General features: G+C 47.7%; 18 protein-coding genes. All 18 read right to left on the bottom strand.

The window, feature by feature from the left end:
- Window positions 1-77: 77 nt before the first annotated feature.
- On the bottom strand, window positions 78-1187 hold the full coding sequence (locus P3C17_RS16190) for a hypothetical protein (protein WP_300930408.1): 1110 nt from the start codon (window positions 1185-1187) through the stop codon (window positions 78-80).
- A gap of 9 nt (window positions 1188-1196) precedes the next feature.
- Window positions 1197-2552 carry an ATP-binding protein gene (locus P3C17_RS16185; protein ID WP_300930407.1) on the bottom strand — a complete coding sequence of 452 codons (1356 nt, stop codon included), beginning with the start codon at window positions 2550-2552 and terminating at the stop codon, window positions 1197-1199.
- A gap of 4 nt (window positions 2553-2556) precedes the next feature.
- Window positions 2557-3432 (bottom strand): hypothetical protein, encoded by an 876-nt coding sequence (locus P3C17_RS16180; protein WP_300930406.1) that lies wholly within the window; start codon window positions 3430-3432, stop codon window positions 2557-2559.
- Window positions 3433-3452: 20 nt separating this feature from the next.
- Entirely contained in the window at window positions 3453-4319 is an 867-nt protein-coding gene (locus tag P3C17_RS16175; RefSeq protein WP_300930405.1) for a hypothetical protein, read from the bottom strand.
- A 27-nt stretch (window positions 4320-4346) separates the two neighbouring features.
- On the bottom strand, window positions 4347-6050 hold the full coding sequence (locus P3C17_RS16170) for a hypothetical protein (RefSeq protein WP_300930404.1): 1704 nt from the start codon (window positions 6048-6050) through the stop codon (window positions 4347-4349).
- Between the two features lie 147 nt (window positions 6051-6197).
- Complete coding sequence (locus P3C17_RS16165; protein ID WP_300930403.1) at window positions 6198-10280, bottom strand: contractile injection system tape measure protein; 4083 nt, start codon at window positions 10278-10280, stop codon at window positions 6198-6200.
- On the bottom strand, window positions 10277-12973 hold the full coding sequence (locus tag P3C17_RS16160; protein ID WP_300930402.1) for a hypothetical protein: 2697 nt from the start codon (window positions 12971-12973) through the stop codon (window positions 10277-10279). Before P3C17_RS16160 ends, P3C17_RS16165 begins: the two co-directional genes overlap by 4 nt.
- On the bottom strand, window positions 12970-17226 hold the full coding sequence (locus tag P3C17_RS16155) for a hypothetical protein (protein WP_300930401.1): 4257 nt from the start codon (window positions 17224-17226) through the stop codon (window positions 12970-12972). The genes P3C17_RS16160 and P3C17_RS16155 overlap by 4 nt, the downstream gene beginning before the upstream one ends.
- A complete protein-coding gene (locus P3C17_RS16150; protein WP_300930400.1) occupies window positions 17223-17642 on the bottom strand; it encodes a GPW/gp25 family protein in 420 nt (139 codons plus the stop codon). Before P3C17_RS16150 ends, P3C17_RS16155 begins: the two co-directional genes overlap by 4 nt.
- Window positions 17643-17652: 10 nt before the next feature.
- Complete coding sequence (locus P3C17_RS16145; protein ID WP_300930399.1) at window positions 17653-17952, bottom strand: PAAR domain-containing protein; 300 nt, start codon at window positions 17950-17952, stop codon at window positions 17653-17655.
- Between the two features lie 16 nt (window positions 17953-17968).
- Complete coding sequence (vgrG, locus tag P3C17_RS16140) at window positions 17969-19756, bottom strand: type VI secretion system tip protein VgrG (RefSeq protein WP_300930398.1); 1788 nt, start codon at window positions 19754-19756, stop codon at window positions 17969-17971.
- Window positions 19749-20426: a peptidoglycan-binding protein gene (locus P3C17_RS16135; RefSeq protein ID WP_300930397.1), complete on the bottom strand. Its 678-nt coding sequence runs from the start codon at window positions 20424-20426 to the stop codon at window positions 19749-19751. Before P3C17_RS16135 ends, vgrG begins: the two co-directional genes overlap by 8 nt.
- 18 nt (window positions 20427-20444) lie before the next feature.
- The gene (locus P3C17_RS16130; RefSeq protein ID WP_300930396.1) at window positions 20445-20612 is read right to left on the bottom strand and encodes a DUF5908 family protein; all 168 of its coding nucleotides are present in this window, start codon (window positions 20610-20612) and stop codon (window positions 20445-20447) included.
- Window positions 20613-20659: 47 nt separating this feature from the next.
- Window positions 20660-21118 carry a phage tail protein gene (locus P3C17_RS16125; protein ID WP_300930395.1) on the bottom strand — a complete coding sequence of 153 codons (459 nt, stop codon included), beginning with the start codon at window positions 21116-21118 and terminating at the stop codon, window positions 20660-20662.
- Window positions 21111-21581, bottom strand: coding sequence for a phage tail protein (locus P3C17_RS16120; RefSeq protein ID WP_127023245.1), 471 nt, complete (start codon window positions 21579-21581; stop codon window positions 21111-21113). Before P3C17_RS16120 ends, P3C17_RS16125 begins: the two co-directional genes overlap by 8 nt.
- Window positions 21582-21653: 72 nt before the next feature.
- Complete coding sequence (locus tag P3C17_RS16115; protein WP_300930394.1) at window positions 21654-23045, bottom strand: phage tail sheath C-terminal domain-containing protein; 1392 nt, start codon at window positions 23043-23045, stop codon at window positions 21654-21656.
- A gap of 249 nt (window positions 23046-23294) precedes the next feature.
- Window positions 23295-24128 (bottom strand): hypothetical protein, encoded by an 834-nt coding sequence (locus P3C17_RS16110; protein WP_300930393.1) that lies wholly within the window; start codon window positions 24126-24128, stop codon window positions 23295-23297.
- A complete protein-coding gene (locus tag P3C17_RS16105; protein WP_300930392.1) occupies window positions 24125-24691 on the bottom strand; it encodes a DUF4255 domain-containing protein in 567 nt (188 codons plus the stop codon). The genes P3C17_RS16110 and P3C17_RS16105 overlap by 4 nt, the downstream gene beginning before the upstream one ends.
- Between the last annotated feature and the right edge of the window lie 414 nt (window positions 24692-25105).

Here is a 25105-nt window from a genome sequence, read left to right as displayed (position 1 = left end):
GCACCGTCAGGTTGTCTTTGCGAAATTCGCGTTTAATGCTCTGAACCAGATTTAAGACTTGCCCTGCCTTCACCTGCTTATCCCTCCCCAGGACGAGCAGACTTTTTGGTTTTTGTTGACGGAAGGACGAGCGCACTGAAGTTTGTGTTAACCAAATCGTTAATTGGTTTGGCCCGTGCTGAGCGAGGAGTTGGGGGTGGATCACTTCCAACAACAGCGTCATAGGTATTCTGGTCAAAATGGGCCTGAATCGATGAGTTTGTCACGCTATCGCCCAAGAATAAGTTGACTGGGCTGTTAGCCACATTCTTGCCGACAATATGAGCATTTGCCAGTCGCGCAGCAGATCCTGCTGTATCGAAGATCATACTAATCCGGGCTGCGAGGGCATTATCATATTTATCCTTCGCTTCTTTGGCATAATTACCCCCGGTTGGGGTTTCATCTGTTGCATGCGCAGGATTGATGTAATTCACGAGGCTGATTAAATACGAGTCCAGGTTTGTTGTGTCATTGCTGATTTTTTCCGCGCTGAACAGAGAATTAATTTTCTCTCTGATGGACTTGTCAGAAATTTTGTGGCAAATGGCTGTGCCCCGGATCATAGTAGGAGTGATGTTGGTAAGTCCGGTTTCCGGCTTGCCCGCGCTAACTGAGCTGGTGTGTGCGGTTTCCTCGGGATGACTCAAGGATTTGCCCAGACTTGTTTTTCTATGATTTAAAACATCAATCAATGCCCTCTTATTGCCCATTGAATCATGCCCTGGGTATCTATCCTGACCTCCTGTAAGACCTGTAACTTTGGCTTTTGTAAACTTGGGTTTAGCTTTTTTGGCTTTTTTAAACTTGGCTTTGGTTTTTGTGTACTTCGCCAGTTGCGCTATCGGCTGATTCGCAGTGGTCATAAAATTAAAATGCTCGTTTTCGCCTCTGTCTGCACGCTGTAGCGCTTGTCCATCCTCGCTGATGCCAGACTCAATACCCGCTTTGAGCTGATGCGGCAGGTCGGTATTGGTAGGTATTGATGTTAGGTCTGGTGCCAACTGAGTTATGCGATTATCGTTTAAAGCATGAGCCTGACTCACCTGACTACGATGATCAGGTAACACAGTTGTACCCCTGCGTTGGCTCACTGTGCCATGTTCAGAGGACTGCTGTTTTTTGTGTTCAACCTTAAACTCAGCCATGTTATGCCCCTAGTTAAATTGCACCGTCAGGTTGTCTTTGCGAAATTCGCGTTTAATGCCCTGGATCAGATCGTCGCGCTCTACCTGTTTTTTACCTCGGCTTACCGCGTTTAATGCACAGTAACGCAGTACGTTGATAATGGCGCCGCCCGCCAGTTCGTGATCTTGCGCGAGCTTAGTCAGGTCAATATCCTCGGCCAACTCACACACCCCCTCGAAGGCTTTTTGCCAGAGTTGTAATCGCTGCGTTGCACCCGGCATCTTAAAGTGGATCATGGATTGGAAACGGCGGGTGAAAGCCTCGTCCATGTTCGCTTTGAGGTTGGTGGCTAGAATGACGGTGCCTGGAAAGTCCTCAATACGCTGTAATAAATAACCGGTTTGCTGGTTGGCATGCCGGTCGTTAGAGCTGGTGGCAGCAGTGCGTTTGCCGAACAACGCATCCGCCTCGTCAAAAAATAAAATCCAGTCTTTGTAACTGGCTGCGTCGAATACCTTGCCGAGGTTTTTCTCAGTTTCGCCTATGTACTTCGATACGATCATCGACAAATCAACCCGATACACCTCACGCCCGGTGGATTTGCCCAGCAAAGCCGCCGTCAGGGTTTTTCCAGTGCCGGGAGGGCCGTAAAACACAGCGCGAAAGCCTGGCTTGACCTTACGGGCCAGGCCCCAATCGCGCATCAGGCTGTGGCCATGAGTGATCCAGGCACGTATCTCCTGCACTTGCGACATCACATGATGATCCAGCACCAAATCACTCCATGTCAGTGGGGTGACAATTGGGCTGGCGGGAAAAGCCGGGCTTAACTCTGGGCGGATTTTTTCGCCGGTCAACAGTACCTGCAGCCACTGCTGCGACAAACTCCATACTCCGGATAACAGCGGCAGTTTGTCATCCGATTGCTCCAGTGTAATCACCATTTCTGCAGCAAAGCGATGGCTGGGCGCCAGAATGCGCATGGCCTCTAGCCGCAACTCCGGGTTGTTGGCGCTCAGCAGAAATGCCAGCGTCTGCCCTGTAGGTAAAAAGCCGCTGAAGGCTTTATCGCTGTATCCGCCAAATTCGCTAAAGCTACGATCAGTAGTGCCGTTTACACTTAAAAAAACATCCAGATATTCGGGCCGAACATGAGGAGCCAACGCCAGCGCTAAGGCCAGGCGTTCAAAGGTATCGAGCTGCCAGTCCAGGGCCTGCCGAGCATATTCACTCTGCTCGGGCACCAGTTCGGGCGGTGCTATATCCAACCAGTTGCCTTCATGCCCCTCGTGTTTCAGATAGCTGGCAATCACCTGCTGGATCACGGCATTGAGCCAGTCGAGCTCGTGATACAGCGCTTGTAGATTTTGTTCAGGCGTCGGCATAAGGCTAATCACTCAACAGGGCTACATCGTCAAGCGACATATCCACCCAATTAAAAAAACCTATGCTGGTGGTTAGATTCAGTTCATTAACTTTAACTAAATCGAGCAAATCGGCCTGCAGCCAGTTGGCTATTTCCCCTCCCCCCAGTTCGGCTTTGTTTTCAACAACCAGACTCAGGTAGCGGTCAGTCATCGCATCGCTCATCACCAATTTTTTGGCCTTAAAAAAATACGCAGCCTGGTCCTTGGTTTTTTCGTAGCAGGCTATGCCCACGCACCTATCTGCTCTGGCCGAATTGTGACTGAGCAGGCTAAAGCTATTGCTTTCACAAAGTGCTGCCGACATTTCCAGACGTGCATCGGCCTGTCCCGCCACGGCCAGACCCCAGTCTTCCGCTGTTGCCACGCCGGTAATAACATATACCTGTCTGAAGCCATAATGCAGCTGGGTCAACTTTAAGGTCAGATCATCTTTGATTTGAGCCCAGTTCAGTAGCAGGCTTGCTTTTGGCTTCCTTGCATGAAAGATAAAATCGCCAGTATGCGAGAATTCGAGTACCTGCCTGGTCCAATAATAGTCTTCACTATCACCTCCCTGTTCAGTCTGGGTCTCGCACAGCAGTTGCTTTACCCCACTGCTTAATTCCCAGCCGTTCTGATCCAGCGGGATCTCTCGGCTCACCAGCAAATTTTCTACTAAATGGGCATCGCCAATATTCAGCAAAGGCTGAAAGCGGCCCTGCCTCAGTTGGCACAGATCACCCAGCGCCAGCCTGCGCGTGAAAGGGTGCATCGGCAGCCAGGCCGTCTGCTGATAGCAATGGCTGTAAAACACTTTTTTAGACATGATTACCCCTCCCGTTGTAAGGCAGGCCAGCATAAGCCAGCCATCCCATACCTTTATGCTGCGTAAGCTGCAGCTGTTGCAGCCGCCAGGCCTGCTTTGTACGAATTCAGGCTGGTGGTTGCGGTCGCCAACGCACTTTGAGCATAAGCCAGTTGCTGATTTACGATATTGACGTTAGCCAGAGCCTGGTTATATTTTTCGCTCGCTTTGTCGTACGCTTGACGCACCAAGGCTAAAACACCGGTGCAATCTGGTGTAAAGCCAACGATAAAGTTGCCATCAACAACCAAACCAGTCACATCCTGCAGTCCGGAGACCAGTGCCTGCCGTTCAATTGTGCTTTTAAGCGTTGTCACCTGATCGTTTTCAAGTGCGATGATCTGCTGAGATCGTAAGGAAGTCGCCTCGGCGACATAACAACTTTGCAATGCTACAAGCGTAAGAGCTACAGCATTGTTAGCGTCAGCAGTCGCCTTCGCCATAAAACTGATTAAAGTATCAGGTATCAGTGGATTACTTAATTTTTGCTTGTTCACCAGTTGGCCAAACCTGTCTATCAGCTCAACCGTAAAAATCAATTTATTGATGAGCGTCGCCATTTCGCCTGACACCCGCTTGATTTCTCCGGTCGCAGTTCCGGTTTGTTTCAGTGCTAACCCTGTGCTGGTGCACAAGGCCTTAACACTGGAATCGATGTCGATGGCCAGATTGAGGTTGGTCAAAGCGGCGGTTTTATTGGCCTCAGCTGCAGTTAAATAATCATTAAACTGGATGGATTTGGCGGTCTCAGCATCAACAATAGCCTGGTATTGATCGACCTCGTATTGGGCTTCGGCCACTTGCATTGCCAGCCCGTCGAGCGTGGCTTTTTCTTTGTAAACAATGCCGACTGCGAGTGAATTAATAGTCATGTTATTCATTTTTACTCTCCATAGAGTCGTGGTGTTTTATTGTTGAGCTTGGGTGCAGACAGTGATAGCTGGCAATGTATTCGCCAATACGTTGCCATACCGGGCCTGATCGCTGGGATCCCCTGTGGCTACTGTCAGTATGTAAAGTTGATACATTGTGTTTGGCTTGATCACGTTGCCGAAGTTGTCAGTTGTACTCGGCAGAAAACTGAATTCACAGTCACCGGGTGATGACGCTGTCACTGCGATGTAATTCGCTGGTGAAACCTGCCCGGCAATGGACTGATTAAAATAGATGGGAGGCAAATTCCGGTTCTCAGGACAACGCAATAGATTGAGATCCGGCGTTCCGCCTTGCTCAACAAGAATACAACGGAATTCATAAGCAGATCCGGCTGTGGTCGATGTGGACGCCCCTGCAATTTGCGCTACGGGAGCCGCTGCTTCTGCTTGCGCTGCAGMAGATTTCGCCTTGCCTTTAGCTGGGGAAGCGGCTGTAGCATCTGGCTGCACTGTAGAAGTATCTGCAGATGAACCTAATGGTGTAAATGTGAAACTGGCAGTCGACCAGGTCACGCCAGCAGCATCCGGGGTGCTATTTGGAGTAACCACCAGCTTTTGCGCCAATGGCAAAGTGGTAGCCGGAGTAAAGGGCTGGCTTGGTGCAGACAATAACTCTGAATAATTATTGATGTACTGTTTGTATACTTTGGAAAGCTCGATATACAAAAAGGCAACGTAGCTTGAACCGGCCTGAACAGGATTGCCAAACGCATCAGAGCTCAGCTGTATACTGGTCGGTGATCTCGTCACTACACCTGTCGCATCGATACTTGCATCCGGAGTAACACTCACAAAAAGGCTGTTGTCGCCCTTAGGTCGTTGTGAAAATAATTGCTCCACCTGGTCAATCGAAAAAGTAGTCTGATTTTGCGCCGGCACCAGCGTTAAGTAGTAGACAGGCTCAGCATCTGGAATGGTCACACCAGCAGCTTGGGGCGAATAAAAAGTTGGTAACGGCAGCGCCGCAAAAGATACCGTGATTTCAGACCCTGACAGCACGCTGATACTCAGGCACTGATTGAGTTGGTTGTTGCTGTTGTCGTATGCAGTATTAATGGCAGTTACTTCCCTTCTGGCGTCAGCAAGTTCTCCCTCGGCCTGCCGCTCCGCTTTACTGGCTGTGGTTATTTGTGCATTTTCTGTTATGGCCAGTTTGGCAAATTTATCCAATTCCGCCTGGGTCGATGTAAACAAGTTATCTATCTTCGATTTCACACCAGTCGTTTGAGCTAAAACCTCGCTGATGGTAATTTCAGAGGTAGAGCCAGAAGCGTTCATCGCACTTTTTGAGATCCGTTTTGCTTCATTCGCTACTTCATTGATCAGGCTATTGGCGCTCTGGATTTTTTCGTACACATCTGTTTGGTATAAGGCTGCAGTTGCAATATTAAATGCGGCGCCTATATCTGAAGCCAGTACCGAAATGGCGTTGGATGCGATCTGCACGTTGGCAGCTGCAGTAGCCGTATTGGTGATGCTCACAGCAACATCGGTATTTGCCTCTGTAGTCGACGTGAGTAAATTGAACACCTGGTTCGCGTTGATCAAGCTTTGATTATTAACGTTTTGCCAGGTGGTAACGTCATCTTCTGTCCCCTCCAATTTGTCCCGTGCGCTGATTTCCGTTCCTTGCGCATAGTAAAGTGTGTATTCGGCCACAGTTTTTAATGAATCCAAATTGGACTGATTAAGCGCCAGAGCCGACAAGGTATTGACGACAGTCTGTTGAAGGTTTTCATTGTAAGTATTCATAAGTTCCTCATTTTTATCCGATTATTCAAACATTAATAACGTTGTTTCATTGCTCCATCAGCCGGACATCCGTTAGGTTGGCCATGTCACATAAATCGCTTTTTCCATCCAGGGCAATTTGATCACGGAATATGAAAAAGGAGCTCGCGCCAACAGCACGTCATAGGCTCGCCTGTCCACCACCAAATCCCAATGATCCTTTGCATCCGTTAACGACCCCTCTCTCACTAACCAATCCCCCCGGCATCCATCCACCGAACTACTGCCTATTGCCTCCCAATAGCCGATCACGGAATTCAGCAGGCCGTGACAAAGATCGGCCTCATCGGCAGAAATATCGATGCCGACTTCTACAGGCTCATGCAGTGCTAAACCGCAGAGCAATTTATTCAGCACCAAGTGCTGTTCAGCCGTTTCACTGCGCCCTGTTACTAAAAACTGTAAGTAATGCACGGCACGTCGCTGAGCGAGGGGGCTGACGAATTGCTCGTTTTCAACCAGCCCCAGCCGGGAAAACAACATAGTGATAAAACCTTGCAGAATGACCAAACCGGCATTGGTTATTCGCATTGGACTGCTGTTGGCGACTGGATTTTTAGCGGCTGTGATGGCGTCCGCCAATCTTGCCTCAAGGCTCTTCGTGTCATTGACTGCATTGGCATGAGGCGATTTTTTAGCAGAGAGCACTTCGGTGTTATTGAGCACTTTTGTCGTTGCAAGCTGCAAAGGTTTTGCTAATGACTTCAGTTGGGGAGCAAAAGCTGTTTGTAGTACAGCGATGTCAACCTGCTGTTGACGCATCAACTGATATAAAAAATTGCTGACGAATTTGTCAGGTGCTAATGCGCCCCAATCATTATTAAGCCAATGTTTCAAAACCAGCTGAAATAACAATGCGTCACGCTGCCGTGCGGTTGAATTGGGTATTTCAAGCCTCTGCAGACAACGCTGAAATTTATCCAGCAGCAAAATACCAGTCTGTTGCTGTGGCTCAGCGACACGCATCGCATCCATAAGCCAGGAAAATGGCACAATACTAAGCAGCCGAAACATCACCCCATGCTGATGTTGTAAGTCACCCAGCAGCGCCTTTAACAGTTTGGGGTTGACTGTAAATACGTCAAATAACAACCGACTCAAATCTATAGGCCGGGCAATCTTGAGCCAGGAAGGAGGGTGCCCCTGCTGTAACATGCAACGGGCGATGTCAATAAAAGCTGGGTGATTTAAATACCCAGCCAGATAGTCTTGACTGAAATCGTTAGTGGCCCCGGCTTTGTCTTTATGTGCTTCTGCAGGAGTTGAATTATCCGGCTGAACGGATAACTTTGGGCCCTGCTCTGCTTTTTTCGATGTCCGGTCAATCAATAGCCTGTAGGCATTATTCCAATGCGTTTTTTGTAAAAGATGCTTTTGTTGTCTGAAGCTTTCAACGCAGTCAGACAAAGGTACATTGAGTCGTAAACAGGCACTGGCGATCATTCTGACAAGCAATTCACTGGCCGATAGATGATGTGCTCTGGCATCAAAGCTCAGAGTCCAGAATATTTCGGCCAGATGTTTCTCCAACACAGCGCTGGCACCTTGCCAATAGCCTGCTTTCTGCCACAGCAAGGCCCAGTGTTTAATAGTGTCTTTCGCTGGTTTCAGTTCGTCAGGAAGTTGCTTCGAAAGCCAGTGGCCAATAGGCTGACTATCACTCTTGTGGCTGAGTATGTTCAGCAGAAGATATTTATCCGGCTGGCGCTCCAGCCAGTCAGAGATACTATGCCTGTCCTCTCGCTCCAGTTGTCGCCAGAGTACTGCCAGCGGCACCGCGTCAAGTCCCTCTGACAAAGGACTAACCGAGCCAGCACCTTGTGGGATTAAGCAATGTCGCAGCGCAGACAAGAGTTCGTCAGAACTCCAGTTATTGTCCGGCACAACACTGAAAACATCATGGCCAGTCTTGAGCTGTGCCAATAAATGTTGGGAAGAAGGGGCCGCACCAGCTCCCCCTATCCCTGCTTGTATAACTGACAATAATGAGTTCGATAAATGCTGAATCGAGCTATGAATTGAACTATGTATTGGAATATGAATTGGAATATGAACCGAGGCATGCTTTAGAACGAAGCCCCGGGCAGGTGTTGCATTCTGGTTAGACCAACACAGATCCTGAACCAGACATTGTGCAATCTGCTGAGAAAGTGCAGAACTATTTACCCCACACTTTTGCTTCATTAGCGCAACAAAGTCACGCCAAAAAACAGCCAGGTCAAAGCCACTCTGAGCGCCCTGTCTGGCCTTAGACGCTCCAGCTAACGTCTGGATTAACAAGGCTGGGACCTGATACGCCAGATCAACACCATCCAGGGCAGGCAATTCAGCTCTCTTTTGCCAAAACAACAGGCTGTCGATCAGTGATACACAAAACTCTGTCGCCTCAGGTTCAAGCCGATCGATCAATAGAGACAGATCGGCGGCCCCCACCAACCTGAGCAATCTCAGGCTAAGCAGTTCATTGCTGGTTCTGTGTAATTCTGCGGCACCTAGCAGCATGACGAGTGATTGCTTAGCTCCTGCACCACTCAGGCTATCGAGTATCAGTTGACCCTGCGTCCCAGCCACTATGCCATAACCGCCATCAGTTCCCGTTTTCAGATAGTGCAAAGCCGCCTGCCAATAGGATGTTCTGACGCCAGCAGCACGATGCCGTCTGTTTTGTTCACGTCTTAACTCTTGGAAAATTCCCAAGAGTTCAAAATGTTGATGATTTGGATGTTCTGTTTGTACGCTATGAATTAACAGATCTAAAAACACGGCCAATTCAAACCCATGTAACTTGCAGAGCTCCAGCAAAGTTTCATGAACCAATTGGCGACGATTAAATTTCGAGCTGCGCGCTGTCAAAAGGTAAGCCAGTACGACTTGCCATACCGTTTCTTTGTTCCAATTCTGTTTTCTGACCTGTGCTTGTGTTTGCTGAACGTGCGCCAGAATAAAGGAATGCTGTTGTGGTTCTGCGACTTGCACCAGCAAGGCCAATTCGGTGAAAGAAAAATGTTTCAATATGCCTTGCCGGGCTTTAACTGAGTGACCTTCAAGGAGCAACAGCTTGGCCATACGTGCAGCATCCTGGTGGGCCAGTACTGAAAATAATTCGTCCACTTGCACTGTATCCGGTCCAACAGCCTGTCGCCTGAGTCCGTAATGCAACATCTTTTGTAATGCGAGCCAAAGGTCTGGTGGTTCCGCGGATTGAACTACTACGGTCAGACTAGTGCCGTGATCCTGCCGGTAAATCATTTTAATGGCGTTGAAAAAAGTCAGGGAGACTGCTCCCAATGATTCAAGTGCCGCTACAGCCTGATACATTTGATCAAGCAGCCTCTGGTAATCGATTTGATAGTGCTGCGCAACTTGCCAAAGGTTGGCGCGAACAAAGCTGGTGGTGTTAAACAAAGTGCCTCTATCCACCAGCAGGTGTTTCAGAATAGTCAGCCAGACAGATTCCCTGAATGCAGCGGCACCGGATGCTGGCAAGTGCCGCTCCTCTTGCAGGGTGAAAAGATCGTCTGCAAAAATACAGATGAAATCTCCCTGCCAGGGTTCCAGTAGCCGGATGATGCGACGAATACGGGCCTCACCTAATTGCCAGACAAGGCGTTGCCGCACTCTCTGTGAACGGCCCAAATAACGGATGGTATCGATGGTTGCGCTGGGGTTATGCTCCAGTTGTCGATCCAGTATTTGCAACGCACTTTCAGTGCCGCTAAACCACCAGGGCGCGGTTCCATGTTGTAAAAACCAGGTCACAAAGTCTTGCATTGATTCAACATGGTCCATAATCTGCAACGTGCCGCCATCATGAGATGCCACAGCAATTTGCTCATGAGCGAGCATTTTTCCCAAAGCTCTATGTACACATGCAGTTAATCGTCTGGGTAGTTCGTACGCCAAATCGTCGAACAGAATATCTCCCAAATCCAGGTCCAAGCTGGTAATACGCCAGGTTTGTGTGGTGGGACAGAGTTCATTGAAACATTGCTCCAGCAGTTCGGTGAGCGCTGTATTGCTCCACAGGCTGATGAAATCCTGAAGCTCCTGAACTTTGGCTTCTTGATCAAAGCCGGTTTGCCAGCAGCATTGGGCTATCAGGTGGCTGGTTGTCATGCTTGTACCGCCTCCACTTTTCCCGCTGATAAGCCAAGCTTTGATGCGAGTTCACTTTTTGACGCGTTACACAGATCAAAGGCCGCCTTTGCTGCTTTTCTGGTCACAGCTACAGTCGGATCGTCGGCTTTCTTTTGGCTCAAAACATGACGGAGGGAATTACAGTTATCCCTGTTATTTTTCCAGTCCACATAGTTTGAAATGATGCCCTTCATCGCATCAAAAGAGGTCGGTACATAGTGCATCTCGACATATGCCGGCCAATGCAAACTCACCAAAGTATCGATAAAGTTCTGAAATTTTGGCTGCTGGATCAGCGTCACGTAGTCTGGAAAAATCAGGCTGGCTGATAAAAAATACGGCGCTACGACCTGGGGTTGTGGGTTGCCCACCAGCAGTATGGATTCAATCAGCAAAAAGCCTTTTCGTTGAGTGGACAGCCAGAGCAATTGGTCCGCGTACTGTTGATAATCTTCTGCGGTGGCAGCGGAAGAACAGACGATATCCATCAAGCATTGATTGCCCTCAAACAATTGATGTTTTTTATCTTGCCCTTGACCACGAATAACCGAAATATCCGAATCAGCTAAGCGATAACTTGGCTCGCAACTGTTTAACCAGTCGTGGAAATCTGGGGTATCAAGCAAGGCATACAATTTTGCGGCAAGAGATCGCCAGCGCCCAGGCAGACCGAGCAAAATACCTGCTTTATGCTCAAAGGCCGAAAAGTATTCAAAATCAGAGGGCTTTAACCTGGCTTCGGAAAAAATCTTTGCCTGATCCACTTCTCCATCCAGGGTTGGAAAAACAGGCCTGTGCCACCACTGTTGTTTTGCCGCATTGCCGCCTTGAGTATCAACCGTATTGGAGCTGGCGGCTTCATGTATACAGAGCCCATTGATAATAGAGGCATCACCGGGCATAGGTAACAGGTTGATCGCACTCACATTGAAGGCGCGAGTGCGGTTATAGGACAACAATTCAAAATTTTGCAGCCAGATGGTTTTTACGATAATGCGCGTCTTGAGCTTGCTACCAAACCATTGGCACGTCTCGATCATCTCATCATACAAAATCGCGTCATCTCCGTGACGGGCCATCAGATGAGACAACATGGCATCCCGCCGGGTTGTTGCCTCCGACTCGTTTTCCATGTGTTGGCGCAAGCCGTATATGTATTCATTAAATTGAAAATTTTTGTATTTTTTCCAGGCTTCATTTTCAACCTGATCGCCCGGTTTGGTTGGATCGATCTGATCATGAAATGCCTCATGCCCCCGCAACAATGGCTTAACCTGAGGAATGTCATACAGCGGCTGACAATGGTATGTGGTGGTGAATTTTTTGTAGTAAATGCCCGGGTTGGGTAAACCGGTCTGCTCTGGTTTGCTGTGAGGAGTCCCGAACGAAAACAGATCGCCTATATGCGCAACCTGAGAAAATTGGTTGGCCAGTAATTGATCAAAAGCCATCAGATAGCCTTTCAACTGGCGCGACTGCGCAACCCGATAATTCCCCACATCAGAACCCGCATCGGACTGAAGCGAGTTATAGCCTATGCCATAAACATCCGGGAAGGTGTTTTGTACAGAGTAATAGTCTTCAATGTTGCGATAGTTGCCCTGCGGTAATTCGGGAAATAAATCAATTTTCGCCTCCACACTTGCAGCCTGATGCTTTGAGCTCAGTGCAGCTAAATACGGCTGGCCAGACTGATTTGGCTCTGTGTTCAGCTGTATGCCATTTCGCACTAATTTGAATGTGTCAGAAAGCGTGAAATTGGGCAGTTCGGTTTTTTTGATCGCAATGGCATTCGTGTTGGCATAGCCGCTAAAGCTCAGACTTTCCACGTACCACACGCCATCTATACCAGCAATCAGGCCAGTCAAGTCAGACAGACTGACACTCAGGCATTGCGCTTTAAGCGCATCTTTTCCCGCGATCCAGCCGTTACAGGTTTTGGGTCCATTAAAAATATCTTCCGGGTTAATACCCTGGGCTAAAAGCTCTTTATAGCCGGATTGAACTGCGGCAGGAGCCGCATAGTTAAGTAAAGCTTGCGCTATCAGGCTCTCTACTTTCGCAGCATTCGCTGATGGAGTGAGCCACACGGTGCCTGCCAGTTGGAGCTCTACCGGTGTCAGACTTTTAGGACGCAGGAACCACTCGGCAAGATTGCGGTGCTGGTTCAGCAGGACATGCACAGCGTTGATGATCTGATCGACATCCGTTTGTCCGGAGCTATCCTTTAAACTCAGATAACTTTTGTAGCGCCCCGTGTATAGGGTTTGACCGCTGTCGCCCCCTGGTGCAGGAACGGAAACAGACTCTGGCTCAATATAAATTACCCGTACTTGCGGCACATGAGCCAGCACCAGTTTGCGATAGTCATCGGGCGTAACAGGAGTAGATGTCAGAATATTTTGGGGCTCAAAGAACTGATCCTGAAAATGAATAGTTCCGTCAGCTTGTGTCAGCACATCGGCTATCGGAAATTGTGCGCAATAGCCTAATTCAGTCAGGGCGTAACAGAGTTGATCGAGAATAGTGATACCCGGATCACTCTCGTTATAATTGGTCCACACCTTTCCGGACAAGGTCTGCAGTTGTTTTATTCCGTCCCGCTTCAGCACTGCAAAATTAAGCGCATCGGGCAGCGGTTCATCGATAATGTAATTATCATCGCCCGTCATGCCTGGCCTCCGGCAACTGTAACCAGTGTTATTGCATGCTGCTGGTGTGACACCAATACCGACTCATCGTCGTTATCAACTTCAACACAAACCATCAGGCTTAAACCTGACACTGAGACCACACCAGCCTGAGCAGATAAAAATCGGATTAATTCAGATTGATTAATGTCCTGCGTCAGACTTCTTTGCGGTAAATCACTGCGGATCCAAGGTGATAAGTAGACTCTTAATTGCTGATTTATGGCCTTTTCCATTGCATTTGCATTGGCCTGTGGCTCAATAAGTAATGTGGTGCTAATCCTCACGATCTGATGTTTCAGGTTAAATACACTGAGCTTCGTCATGGCCGAGGTTCGGCATGCAATATGCTGAACTATTGCGGCCTGATCCAGAGCGTCAACCACAGGCCTGAACGCGTTGGGTAGTTGTGCATTGGAGTAGCCTTTGACTAAGCCAATGCGAACAGCACCACCCTTTCCTGTGATAGCTTTGGCATAAAACAAATTCATGCAGGCGCTGTGAGCCATATCCACCAGGTCGATGGGTGTGACACATCTGTCTTTATTGTTCAGCCGCTCACTGACACGCCGATAAAAACTGCTGTAGCCGCCATAGCTGTTTCTGTTTTCAGCGGGCAATCCACCAAATGAAGGAAATGGCTGCGTAATGCTGGCAATTTGCGCCAATTTGTTTTGCGTAGCGCTAATGCTGTTTGCATCGATTTGCGGTATTTCACCTGCAGGCAAGCCAACTGTTGAAACGCGAGTCAACTTTACTGCCTGAGTATCCAAATAACTAAATTTGATGTTGATGGCCTTGCCATTGGGTTTKGTCGCTATCGCCAACCAGAAATCAGCATTGGGCATGATGGGTGACGCAAGGTAAGACAGGTTCATCTCCGCTTGTTCGATCTTCAGTTGCTGAAGCACGCTAAGCTGCTGTTCGGCAGCGGTCAGCCGAAGATCGACGGACGTCAATGACGGAATAGCAAAGGTGATAATGCCCGGACAAGTCAGGTTGTTGGTATCGTTTTGCAACACCTWAATTGGCTGCCAACCGTTATTTGTCCAGTAGTAATAGCCAATGCTGCCATTCTCTATTGAGGCTTGATTGTCATCCGCGCTTATTTCGGCAAACAAGGTTAAGCTGCAAGGTGCAACAACCCCACTGAGTGACAGATACAAACAACCTTGCCCTCCAACGCCTGCAAACAGGGGCAGCTTCGCTGAAACAGCCTCTTGCGGCGTCAGATTGCAAAAACCATAAGCTTGCGCAGTGTTCGTCGCATCGTAAGCAAGATAAGGCTTGAACGAACCATAGTGGTAAAGCTCCAGCGGATAGGCCAAAGGATCAGCGTTCTGCTCTGGAGAAATTTCTGTCACTGCACTGGCGGTATAACTGCCCAGTAAGCTGGACAGCTTTGGACTGTAAGGCGGGTTTGGCATCGGTAGAGGTTTTGCTTTACTTTTATTGATCATCAGCGCTTGCGCATTATTAAAACTGATGTACGAAATCACCTGGGCGTACAGGCTATTGCCAAAAGCATCATCAGGTGTTTCCAAATCAAACCGCAGATAGCCATTGTTCGCATCAGTGACCCCGGCCAATGGCGACAGTGCAAGCTGCGGTATAGCGGTGCAGATGGGGTTGAATGTAAAAGTAAAGCTGCTGCTTTGCAGATTAAGACCAGGCGGACTAGACGACTGCTGAAACAAACAAACAGCATCTGGAGTGAATGCCATCTGTGTTGGCGCTGGCGAGTCCATTTGTGGCTCTTCAGTCAGCTGTGGCGAATCGCCGGTTGGCATGTTCAGCGGCACCTGGCGACGGAAGAATGGCGGAAGGATCGGGCTTAACAACGCAATCCACCCTACAATCACCCTTACTATTCGTTCAAAAATAGATGGACGCGTCACTGGCTTGACTGGCGGTAACGGGCTGACGCCAGTTTCAGGGTTCAGCACTTGCCAATGAGTTGATGTCAGTAAACTCCAATGCCCTGTAAATGATGTATTCGTAAATGTTGATGCAGCTGTTGCAATAGCTATATTCTCTGCCGCGGTAGCTAAAGCCGTTGCTGTACTTTCTGCTTTTACTGCTGCCGCAGCCGACACTGTTCCAACTGCCGCAACTGATGCATTTTTCGCCGCGACTGATGCATTATTCGCTGCGACTGACGCATTATTCGTAGCGACTGACGCTGAAGCTATTGCCGCCGTTGCTGATGCTATTTCCTGTGCAGTGGCTAAAGGCTGAGATGCTGCTTCTGCTGCGACCTTTGCTGCCTTTATTGCCGTGCTTGCAGCGGTCATTGCGGCCTGTGCCGCTATCACAGCATCCTTTGCTGCCGCGACCGCAGTTTCAGCGGATGTTCCTTTGGCTTGTTTTGCCGCTGTTTTAACATCACCGACCGCGGTGGTCGCTGCAGTTACTGCTGCTGCAGCCAGCGATAGTATTTCCGCAGTTCCCTGGGTAAATAAATACTGGTTGTACTGAGCGTAATAATCGGAAAAATTAGACGGCAATTTATCCCAGTTGATATTCAGCGTAAGCGAGCTGATCGGCTTGGCGAAGCACTCATTGCTGCCAACATAAAAACAGTCCCCCACTTCGGGCACAGGGCCGAATAGTTGTTGCAACCCGGTATTGGGTAATGGCGAACTAGTGTTTGCTAATGAGAAATGACTGAACTGGTCAACCTGAACCTGAATATTGACCTTCGCCAGACTGGGAGGCAGGCTTAAGTCGACCGAAGGACTCAGTGTTATTTTGAGCATGGGCCAGGCACTACTAAAACCATCCGGGCTTTTTGTAAAAGCGACTATGGAGGGTGCTTCCGGTGGCAGCGTGATCTTTATCTCTACACCACAAGGGGCAGGAAGGATCTTGATATCCCCATGGCTCAGCGTAAACCAGGTTTTTTCTGTGCTTAAGTAAAACTGGCTATTTGGGAAAGCCTGGATAAAATCGGCAAGCTCAGCAGAGGGTGATAAAGAATAATCGCTTTGAAAGGTTAACGTAACACTGATAGTCCTCAGCCCCCCCTGCAAAAACAATAGAGGAGATGCCAGAGCAAAGCCTTGTTGCACTGGCAGCCCTTCATTATTGCCAAAGCCATCCCAACTGACTATCTCCTCTAACGGGTTGCGTGAAACCTGAGCCGGCTTAGCTATGGTGTTCAGATACAAAACCCTGGCGTCCGGATGGGTTTGATCATAATAAAGTGTCTGCACCGATGAAATCATGGCATGGTTGATTTCAGTGTCGGCCGGATTGGCAAACATTATCCCGCTCTGATCGGGATAGCTCCCCGCCTTGAATAAGGTGCCGGCAGGCAGGTTCAGTGGCTGAGCTTTGTCGGCCAGTTTCAGGCAGACAAATACCTGATCGGCCTGTGCGATCTGCAAAGATTGCTGCAGGATATGATCATAATAAAAATCGAGATGCTTTGTGCTGAACTGGTTAATGACCTCTTGTTGCGTTTCCATTAACCGGCTAAAAGCCATTAGCAAGGCTGTATCGGGGTAAGGAGTTGGTTGATTTTCCTGTTGATAAAAAGCCTGTGTCGCATGCTCAATAACCTGCACAAAGACATCAAATAGGCTGTGAAAAATGCGGCTGCAATTGTTAGCCAGTGATCCAATGGCAACTGGGTCTGTTTCATCCGTTAATGATAAACCACGCTGGCTGTTTTGGCCGTTGAACCAAACCGGCTCGAAGCTGCGATAAAAAGCGGTGTCAGGCGCATTAACCATTCCCTTAGTTGCAGTACAGATACGTTGCTGCAATGCGAGCATGGAGGAGAGTTGGCAGGCTAGTGTTTCTTCTATCATTTTTTTTAGAAAAAGATGCAAGCTGTCAGTCTTGGCACTTGCATTTAGCCCCATGAAGTAAAACCATTTATTAATGGTTGCAAACAGGGTTTGCAGCAAGGGGATCAACCGGTTGACATAGTCAGCGTCGCCGGTTTGTGATTTCAACTTCCCCCCTTCTAACAGCATGAATTCGGCATGATAAAAGCTGTAATCCGTTTTACTGATCGCAGCGAGCAAAATGCAGGGGTCTTTCATAAAAAAAGACTGCCAATGACCAGCTCGTTGATTGTTTTGATCGTAATACAAAATTAATTGAGAAAATGCGGCAACAAAAGCCAGCCGATCACGGTTGTTTCGTCCATCAACTTTGATACTGCCGGGGTCCAGCGCCCTGGCAAGTTGACTACAGCGATTTTCCGCAATGGCATCTGCATTCATAACTGGCTGACCGGCAAGTTAGTGCCCTCAAGCAGTGAGAATGGGAATACATGGTTGTGGCGTGTATTCGTTTGCTTGATTTTGTACGAAATGGACAAAGTCGCGATACTCCCGTCCTCAGACAGCGAAATATCAACATCCTCCACGCTAATCCTCGGTTCACTATTCAACAAAGTTGTTTTAACCGATTGAATCATTTCTTCCTGTAAGGTCGCATCAAGACGGCAAAACAGGTAACGGCATAAATCGCAGCCGTAATTGGGCATCAAACTACGGCTACCTCGTGGCGTTTTCATCAGCAAGTCAATCGACTGATTTATATTGCTTTCGCCGGAACTCAGCTGCAGTTGGTAATTCGCGTTATCAAATACAGGTGGAAACGACCAGCCTGTTCCTAAGAAGCTACTTTCATTCATGCTTGATCACTTAGCCTCCAATGATGACGGTAAAACAACCCAACACAATAGAACCACCATGCGCCGTAGAGTCCCCCATTCTGGCGGCAGGCATATTATTAATCATGACAGTGGACGACCCTTTCACTATCGAATCCGGTGGACCAACGCAAACCGCCATATCACCGACTTTGGCAGCCGGCAATTTACCAATCAGCACTGTAGGTGCACCAGGCCCGGTTATAGGGCCTCCGACATGAGGGATAGGTGGCAATCCCGGAGTCACCATAGGGCAAGTGTGAAAATCAGTTAAACGGGCGGCAGGTGGCATAGGTTCTCCCTAATACTCAATTAATCATGACCATAGCGGCTTTCAGTATTAACTCTGTGCCACCTTGAACCTGAGCTGTCATATTGCCTTTTGCCGTATACTGCAGCTGGGCCGTTTCCTTAATATTGTTCCCTGTCGTGCTGACATCGCCACCTGAGCTTTGAATATCGATGCCGGTATTGCCCTTGATACTGACCTTTTGCCCAGCCTGTAAGTTAATGTCTTTATCACTTTTGATGGTGATACCCGACGAGGTCATCAGCAGTGAGTTGCTATTCTCGTCTTTCACTTCGATCTGCTTATTTTTGTCATCCAGCACAACGGTGTTTTGCCCCGGCGTGGTCAGTGTCAGTATTTTGTTTTCGTCATCAAACATGATGCGCAGCTCACTTTTAGTGACTATGCCTTTCATGCTGTTTTTTTCATTTGGAGTAAAATCGGAATATGGCTTGTTTTTTTGACTGTAAACACTGCCGAGTATCACCGGATAACGCGGGTCCTGATTTAAAAAACCCAGAATGACTTCGTCGCCAACTTCAGGTAAAAAGAATGCGCCTTGCCCTTGGGTGGAATAAAAATTGGCCAGCCTTGCCCATAAACCTGCCCCTTTGTCGTTAAACAACGCAACCTCAACCAGAATTCGATATTCGCTATCCGGATCGGCGTTTATTTTGACGACAGTCGCGTTAAACAAGCCTGCAATGCCGGGAACTAGCCCCGCCGCAGAAGGCGCTTCCACTTCATGTTCTTGCACAAACCATTCTTGCGACAAGCCAATATTGACTTCGGTAGCCCAATTGCCATCAGAAATGTCATGCCGCACCGAAGACACGAAATGATCGCCATCAAAACGAGCTCCCATACCGGCCAAGGTCACATAATTTCCGGGCACAACAACTGCGGTTCCCTGAAAGCGGGCGTCCCCTGTTATTTTGGACAATTCACTTTTTAACATCTGCGCTTTGGCCCAACATTGGAGTTCATCAGTGCTCTCTGCAGCCGTTGTTTGTAGCTCGTAGTTGGCCAACCCCACCACCGCAGAGAGCGTTTTACTGCTTAAATTTCCCGGGCCTGCCAGATTATTGGCAGCCTGCGCTGTGGTTAATTTTTGATTGGGGTAATCCCAGGCGCTCGCCGTGACCTGTGCCAGTTGAGTGATGGCGTTCAGGTCAGCATTAAATTCAAAAAGATTGTTGCCATAGGTCAACGTCAGAACAGAAGAGGTCTCTGTGACAGGATTAAACACCGTCACTTTATTATTGATGGTGCTGACCAGCATGCTGTTCACTTCAGCGCGCGCCAACATGAAGTCCCAATCGGTCACATAATATTGCACCAATTCGGGTAATTGGTTTGAAGTGGCGGTGACCGACGCAGTTAACCCCGACTGAGCCTGGATCAGGGTACTGATCACATCGCTGTCCTTGGTTTTGCTAAAGGCAGCGCTTTTGCGCCCGACTGTCATTTTTACCGCTTTATCTTTGCATTCGATCTCAAGTATGGGGCCGCTGGAGTTGGCCACGCGCAGTGATTGTTTCGTGACTATGCCGCTAAAGAGCAGTGTGTTTTTACTGTCGTAGCCCACTTCGATACTGATCTCGTTGCCTGGCACAAAAACAGCCGAAGCGCTGATGACAAAAGATTCTTTGGCGGCGTCGCCGTCCAACAAGGAAATAGTGGCCGTTGCAATGCGGTTAATCGTCTGCTCAATATGTATGGCATACACCTGGTAGGCATCCGGTATGGCGGAGCCAGCCGTCTTGATGCTACATGTCACTACACCACCAGGTTTTGTATTAGGCATTTGTCGTATTTCCAGCTTTCAGCGGCGGCACCGTTAATACCGCTCCGGGATGCAAACGTCTGAACTTATTCAGGCCATTAAACTGTGCGATTTGCAGATAATAATTTGGCGAGAGGTAAATCTGATTAGAGATTTGCGGCAAATTGTCGCCCTCAACAAGGCTGACCAAATGGCTCATATCAGGGGATTTTTTATCATCTTTTTTCGCCAATGTGGCCGCATCAATGGACGACGAGAATTCAAGCGAAACCTTAGCTCTAAGCGGAGTGCCATCGGGCTTAAAAAATGTGTAGGACAAATTGAAGCTGGTTAATACACATTTAAAGGCCAGGCCACTTCCCCAATTAATAATGACGTAATTAGGGCGGTGAATGTCACCGTTATAGTCGTAAATCACTTTTGATAGCTTGCTCACTTCATTTGGTAAATTCACCCTTTTGCTATCAACCACTCCAGTGCAGTCGATCACCAGATCGAAACTCAACTTTTCACTTAACGTCTTGCTGTATTTGGAAGCCGGAGCACTGCTATCGATACTGGTTTCTTCGTTGTATTGAATGCTGCGGTTCCATTGCAGTTTTTCAGGATTGAGCATGACTTCATAGTCGCCTTTGGACACTTTAGTCGTAAAGGTTCCATCGCTATACGCCACTATCTTCATATTGCTCATATAAGCACCAAGCTCCGTTTACCGATCAAAACTGGTTTTTGGCGATTGTTTTTTCAGCTTCTTTAAACAATCCTGGACGATTTTCTGACTCAATACTGATTGTTCCACAGCACGGCTTTTTTCTTCCCGTACCGCATGGCTCGCGATATGGGTTTTGATGATGAGTTCACGAATTTCTACTGGCATTTCTATTCACCCACTAATTCATTTTTATAAAACACTGAACCGGTAAATCATTTTTTATTCCGGCTATCGTTCACCGTAAAATATTGATAGGCCAACTCAATGGTCTCAATCAAAATGCTGCTTTCCTGCGCCTTCAAATCGCTTACCGACCATTTGATCGGGTAGGCCCTGACAAAATCCCAACTCATGCAGGACTCGCCATCTTCATTCAGCAAATTCAATGAAATATCTTTGACACTAATTGGCTTCGCAAGACCTGAATCAAGGGTAAGCTGACACCACTTAATAAGCGGTGATGCTTCCGATGCAATACCCCGTTTTAAAACCAGATTTGGGTAGGTGGTGATACCGGGCAACCGATACTTAAAACGATTCTCGCCCCCACTCACCACCTCCTCAACTCCAATTTCCGCACTCAAACCTGAAACTTCCTGAAAGCCAACATCGCTGCCAGTGCTGCGGGAAATTGCTAAGCCAAAATAAAAACCTGTTTTTAAATCAAGCATTATTTGTATTGGTGATCGTCAAAGACTCATAAGCAATTTCTATCGTATCTACGGCCACTTCATTGCCATCCGACTTCAAGTCAGTGCTGGTGATTTTTGTCGGCCAGGCATTGGCTAAACTCCATTGCATGGTCACCTTACCCGCCTCATTCAGCAGCCTGATGATGACAGTGCGGCGCGCTATGGTGTTCATGGTAATTTCCGACATCCAGTTCCAGAACGTATTGTCCCCAACAAAAATTCCGCGTTTCATCGTGACGTTGCCATATTTCACAATGCCGGGCATTTTTATGGTGGAGAACAACGGATTGTTACTGGCCCGGTATTCGATAACCTGAACCTCTTTATCCATCCCGGACACTTCCTGGAACGAGATCCCTGTCAACTCAGTCCCGAAGTCAACGTCGAAACGAAATTTGGGCATTGGCCAGGTTGAGCCTTCTTTTACACCTGTATCAGCCATGATAAATCCTCGATTAAAATTAAAATAAAAACGGTCTGCTTAATGAATTACTGACAGGCTACCAAGCCCAAATTAACCGGATGTGGCCTGTTGTTGTTCAAACGAAATAACAATAAATTCAGCAGGATGAACCACAGCCACCTTGACTGATATCCGCATATAGCCATTCAGCAAATCATCTGCAGTCATGGTGGTGCCCAAGCCGACGCTGACACTAAAAGCGGCAGCCGGAGAAGCGCCTTGTAAACCACCGTCCTGCCAGACTCCCGTTAGAAAACTACTGATCATGCTTTGCAGCGCTGCCCAGGTGTTTGCGTTATTGGGTGAAAAGACATAGGCACGAGCGGCCAACTTGATCGATTGCTCCAGAAAGGTCATGGTTCTGCGCACGGAAATATAGCGCCAGTCCTGGCTATTGCCATCCAGTGTTCTGGCGCCCCAAATCAATATGCCCTGGCCGTTAAAGAAACGGATGGCGTTGATGGATTTTCCTGAAACTGCGTCAATGTTCAGATTTTCCTGATCACTGTCACTCAAACGTATGGGTAACGACACCGCACCCACAATTGAGGTATTCGCAGGAGAATTCCAGACGCCAGCCTCCTGATCATTCACCGCGTACACACCTGCCATAGCGCCACTTGGCGGCAGAATATTTGCCTCGGTCAACACATGATTAATGATCTGACCATAGACTGGGCTTGCGACCAAAAGGGCGGCCTGAAGCTGACTGTTTGACAATGGCTTGGCTGGAGGTGTCTGGATCATGCCAAGAATTTGCGCCGCAACCGGATTTGGTGCTGATGGTGGGTTCAGAATGGCCGAAAGCTGCTTTGTATCGCCACCAAACAAGTTGGTGAAATCGATATCAGTGGACTGCATAATCGTAGTGCCAATAAAGGGGTAATAACTGATGCCGTAGTTAAGACCTGCACTACCAGTGCTGTTGCGGAAGTTTTGGATGTCATTGGTGTATAAAATTGGGTCGGGATTTGCGCCGCCAATTACATCAAAAATACAGACTGCTGTTTGCATGGTTTCTGCCTGCAACAACATGGTTTCCATCAAGGTGGTATTGTCGTCTAGCGACAACAGCGTCGCTTCAGGGCATATATACATAGTCGGTTCAGGCTCTTTTGTTAACAAGGCCAAACCACGCTGCAAATCAGCTAATTGCACATTCGGATTGATCACACTGACCATCGGGTCTGTTACTGGTTTTCCGCTGGCCGGGCCATAAGAACCCACAGCAACTATATAGGCATCGCCCCCGCCATTTTGATAAAACAAACGAATGCTGTTGTACAAATAGTAAATCGTATTAGGGTCTGGCAATATCGAATAATACTGTCCGCCCAAAGACAAATACTCACCTCCGGTAGGTGCTGTTTTTTGCGCAACCAGATAATACTGTGGACTGTATTGCCTGGCAGGATCAGCAGGTGGTGGTGGATTAGGCAGCATGAAAATCGCTTGAAACTCAGCGAAGGAACTGATCTTAAAAGGTTTATTGTAATAAGATTTACCCTGGTATTCTGCATTTGGTGTATAACCAATAAATGCAGGGACAGCGGTAGCTACTGGAACTACAGAATTAGGAAATCCATTAATCTCATTAATATATACGCCTGGGGTTGCAAAGGTAGTGCTCATTTTGTTTATCGCCCTTTCTTTCAGATGAGAATTTTTGTTTAAATTGGTATCGCTCGCCCACTACAAATAAATATACATTTCACTGCACAGATACTTATTCGTATCTTTCTGTCTGACTGAAAATTGCCCTGCATTGGGTGTAGGTAAACCTTGGATCAAACAGTGTTCAACAGGCTGAGATTCCGTGTGCATTGATGCTGGCAACCAATCCACTAAATCGAATAATTTAGTGGGGACCTGCTCCAAAGGAAAAAGCCTGTCTCCTGAGTTGAAACTAAGCCCCTTTTCTCCATTCGACAAAACTACAGACTCAGGACCATCGAAAAAATAACGTTCTTTATTACAAATCATTGGGTTATTTAATTTCGTTTGGCTGCGATTGATCAGGTAATACACCCAATGCATAGCTCTGGCCTTGAACTCAATGACATAGCGGATGGTGTTGCCCCCCATCACCAACACATCGTCCAGATAAATGCAGATCACACCAATGACGTTTTGCTGACTAACCGCACTGTTGGACCATTCAGCTTTGAGTTGAAGTTGTGTCCCACTCTGTGTTTTTTCCTCGATTGCAAGTTTTGAACTTAAACCCACCTGACCACACCAATCGAGCGGTAAATCAGTAATAGATACAAACTGTTCCTGATTAGCCGCCAATAGAAATCTCAGCGGCTCGCCCTGCAACTGGTCATTCAGGTAGTTGACAAAAGCCGCCACACTGTCCTGGCATGTCATATACACACTAAATATTCCATTGCTCATTCTGGTCAGCAGTTTGTATCGATCCATCAGTTTTTTTGTGTCGCTATCTGCGAGTACTTTGCAGTGTTGATACAAGCCATCCGCAAAATAGCTGTGCAACACCTGAATTTGAAATAATTGCTTATTCATGGCTGTGCCACAGCTGATGTATCTTGTACTGCAGCGAAAGCGCCCTTAGTTTGGCCGGATAGCACGCTCACATGTCTGATTTTATAAATCATTGAAGGCAAATATTTCGCCCCCAAAGCCGTCCATAAATTATGAGTTTTGCCTGAAGGAGAATTTTCTATCTCAAACTGCAGAGTGGAGATCCCTTCAGGAAGAGCCGGATGATTGGCTCGTGTAAAAGAGAGGTTTTCTTGAAAAAATCCAATAGTAGCGGTCAGAAACTTCAGTGCTTCGCTATATTCGTCGAAATTTGCGGAAACCAGGATATCGAGATTAAAGCAGACTGCCGGATTGATACGACTTATTTGCCCTGCATCCTGCCGCTGTCCTCCATAAAACTGCTTATTGATCTCATATTCCAGATTGACCAGAGTGACTACCAGTTTGTTTTGATTTTTTTGCGGTGAATTCCCATTCATATCAACCAGATTATTTAGCACAACGACACTAGCCTCCATCCCAAAATGCGTCATCAGGCTTTGATCCAGTACTTTTCGAATGTATTCGAGTGAAACACCAATCATGTTATTTATCCTGTAAATCCGCTTCCTGTATGAGGCCAGTCTTTCATTGATGACTCCATAAACATTCTTATTGCGATGCTGTGGAATAACCTTAAGTGGCTACAGTGCTGACCTATTTCTTTGCCTCGCACTACGCCTTTCAAATGGCTGAAGCTTTCTCAGCACTGACGCAAAATAGCTGTGTGATCGCGAATTTAAGAGTAGTGGCGTATCGATTCAGAGATAAGTATCAAAGAGGTAACAGCGATAAGATGTTACGGTATGATCTGCTCCCCCATTGGATTCCGAGAGTTTATTCAGTGCTTCCGCGATAATCCCCCCGCCATTCACTGAACGTAGAAGAAGCGTTTGCCTATCCAAAGCGTACCTCTCACTGATGGTTGGGGAGCTTTTCAATCACCATCACATCAGGCA

The sequence above is a fragment of the Rheinheimera sp. 1928-s genome (genome assembly GCF_029269265.1).
Taxonomy (GTDB): domain Bacteria; phylum Pseudomonadota; class Gammaproteobacteria; order Enterobacterales; family Alteromonadaceae; genus Pararheinheimera.
The sequence above is the reverse complement of the archived record's forward strand: the minus strand, read 5'-3'. Positions and strand labels throughout refer to the sequence as shown.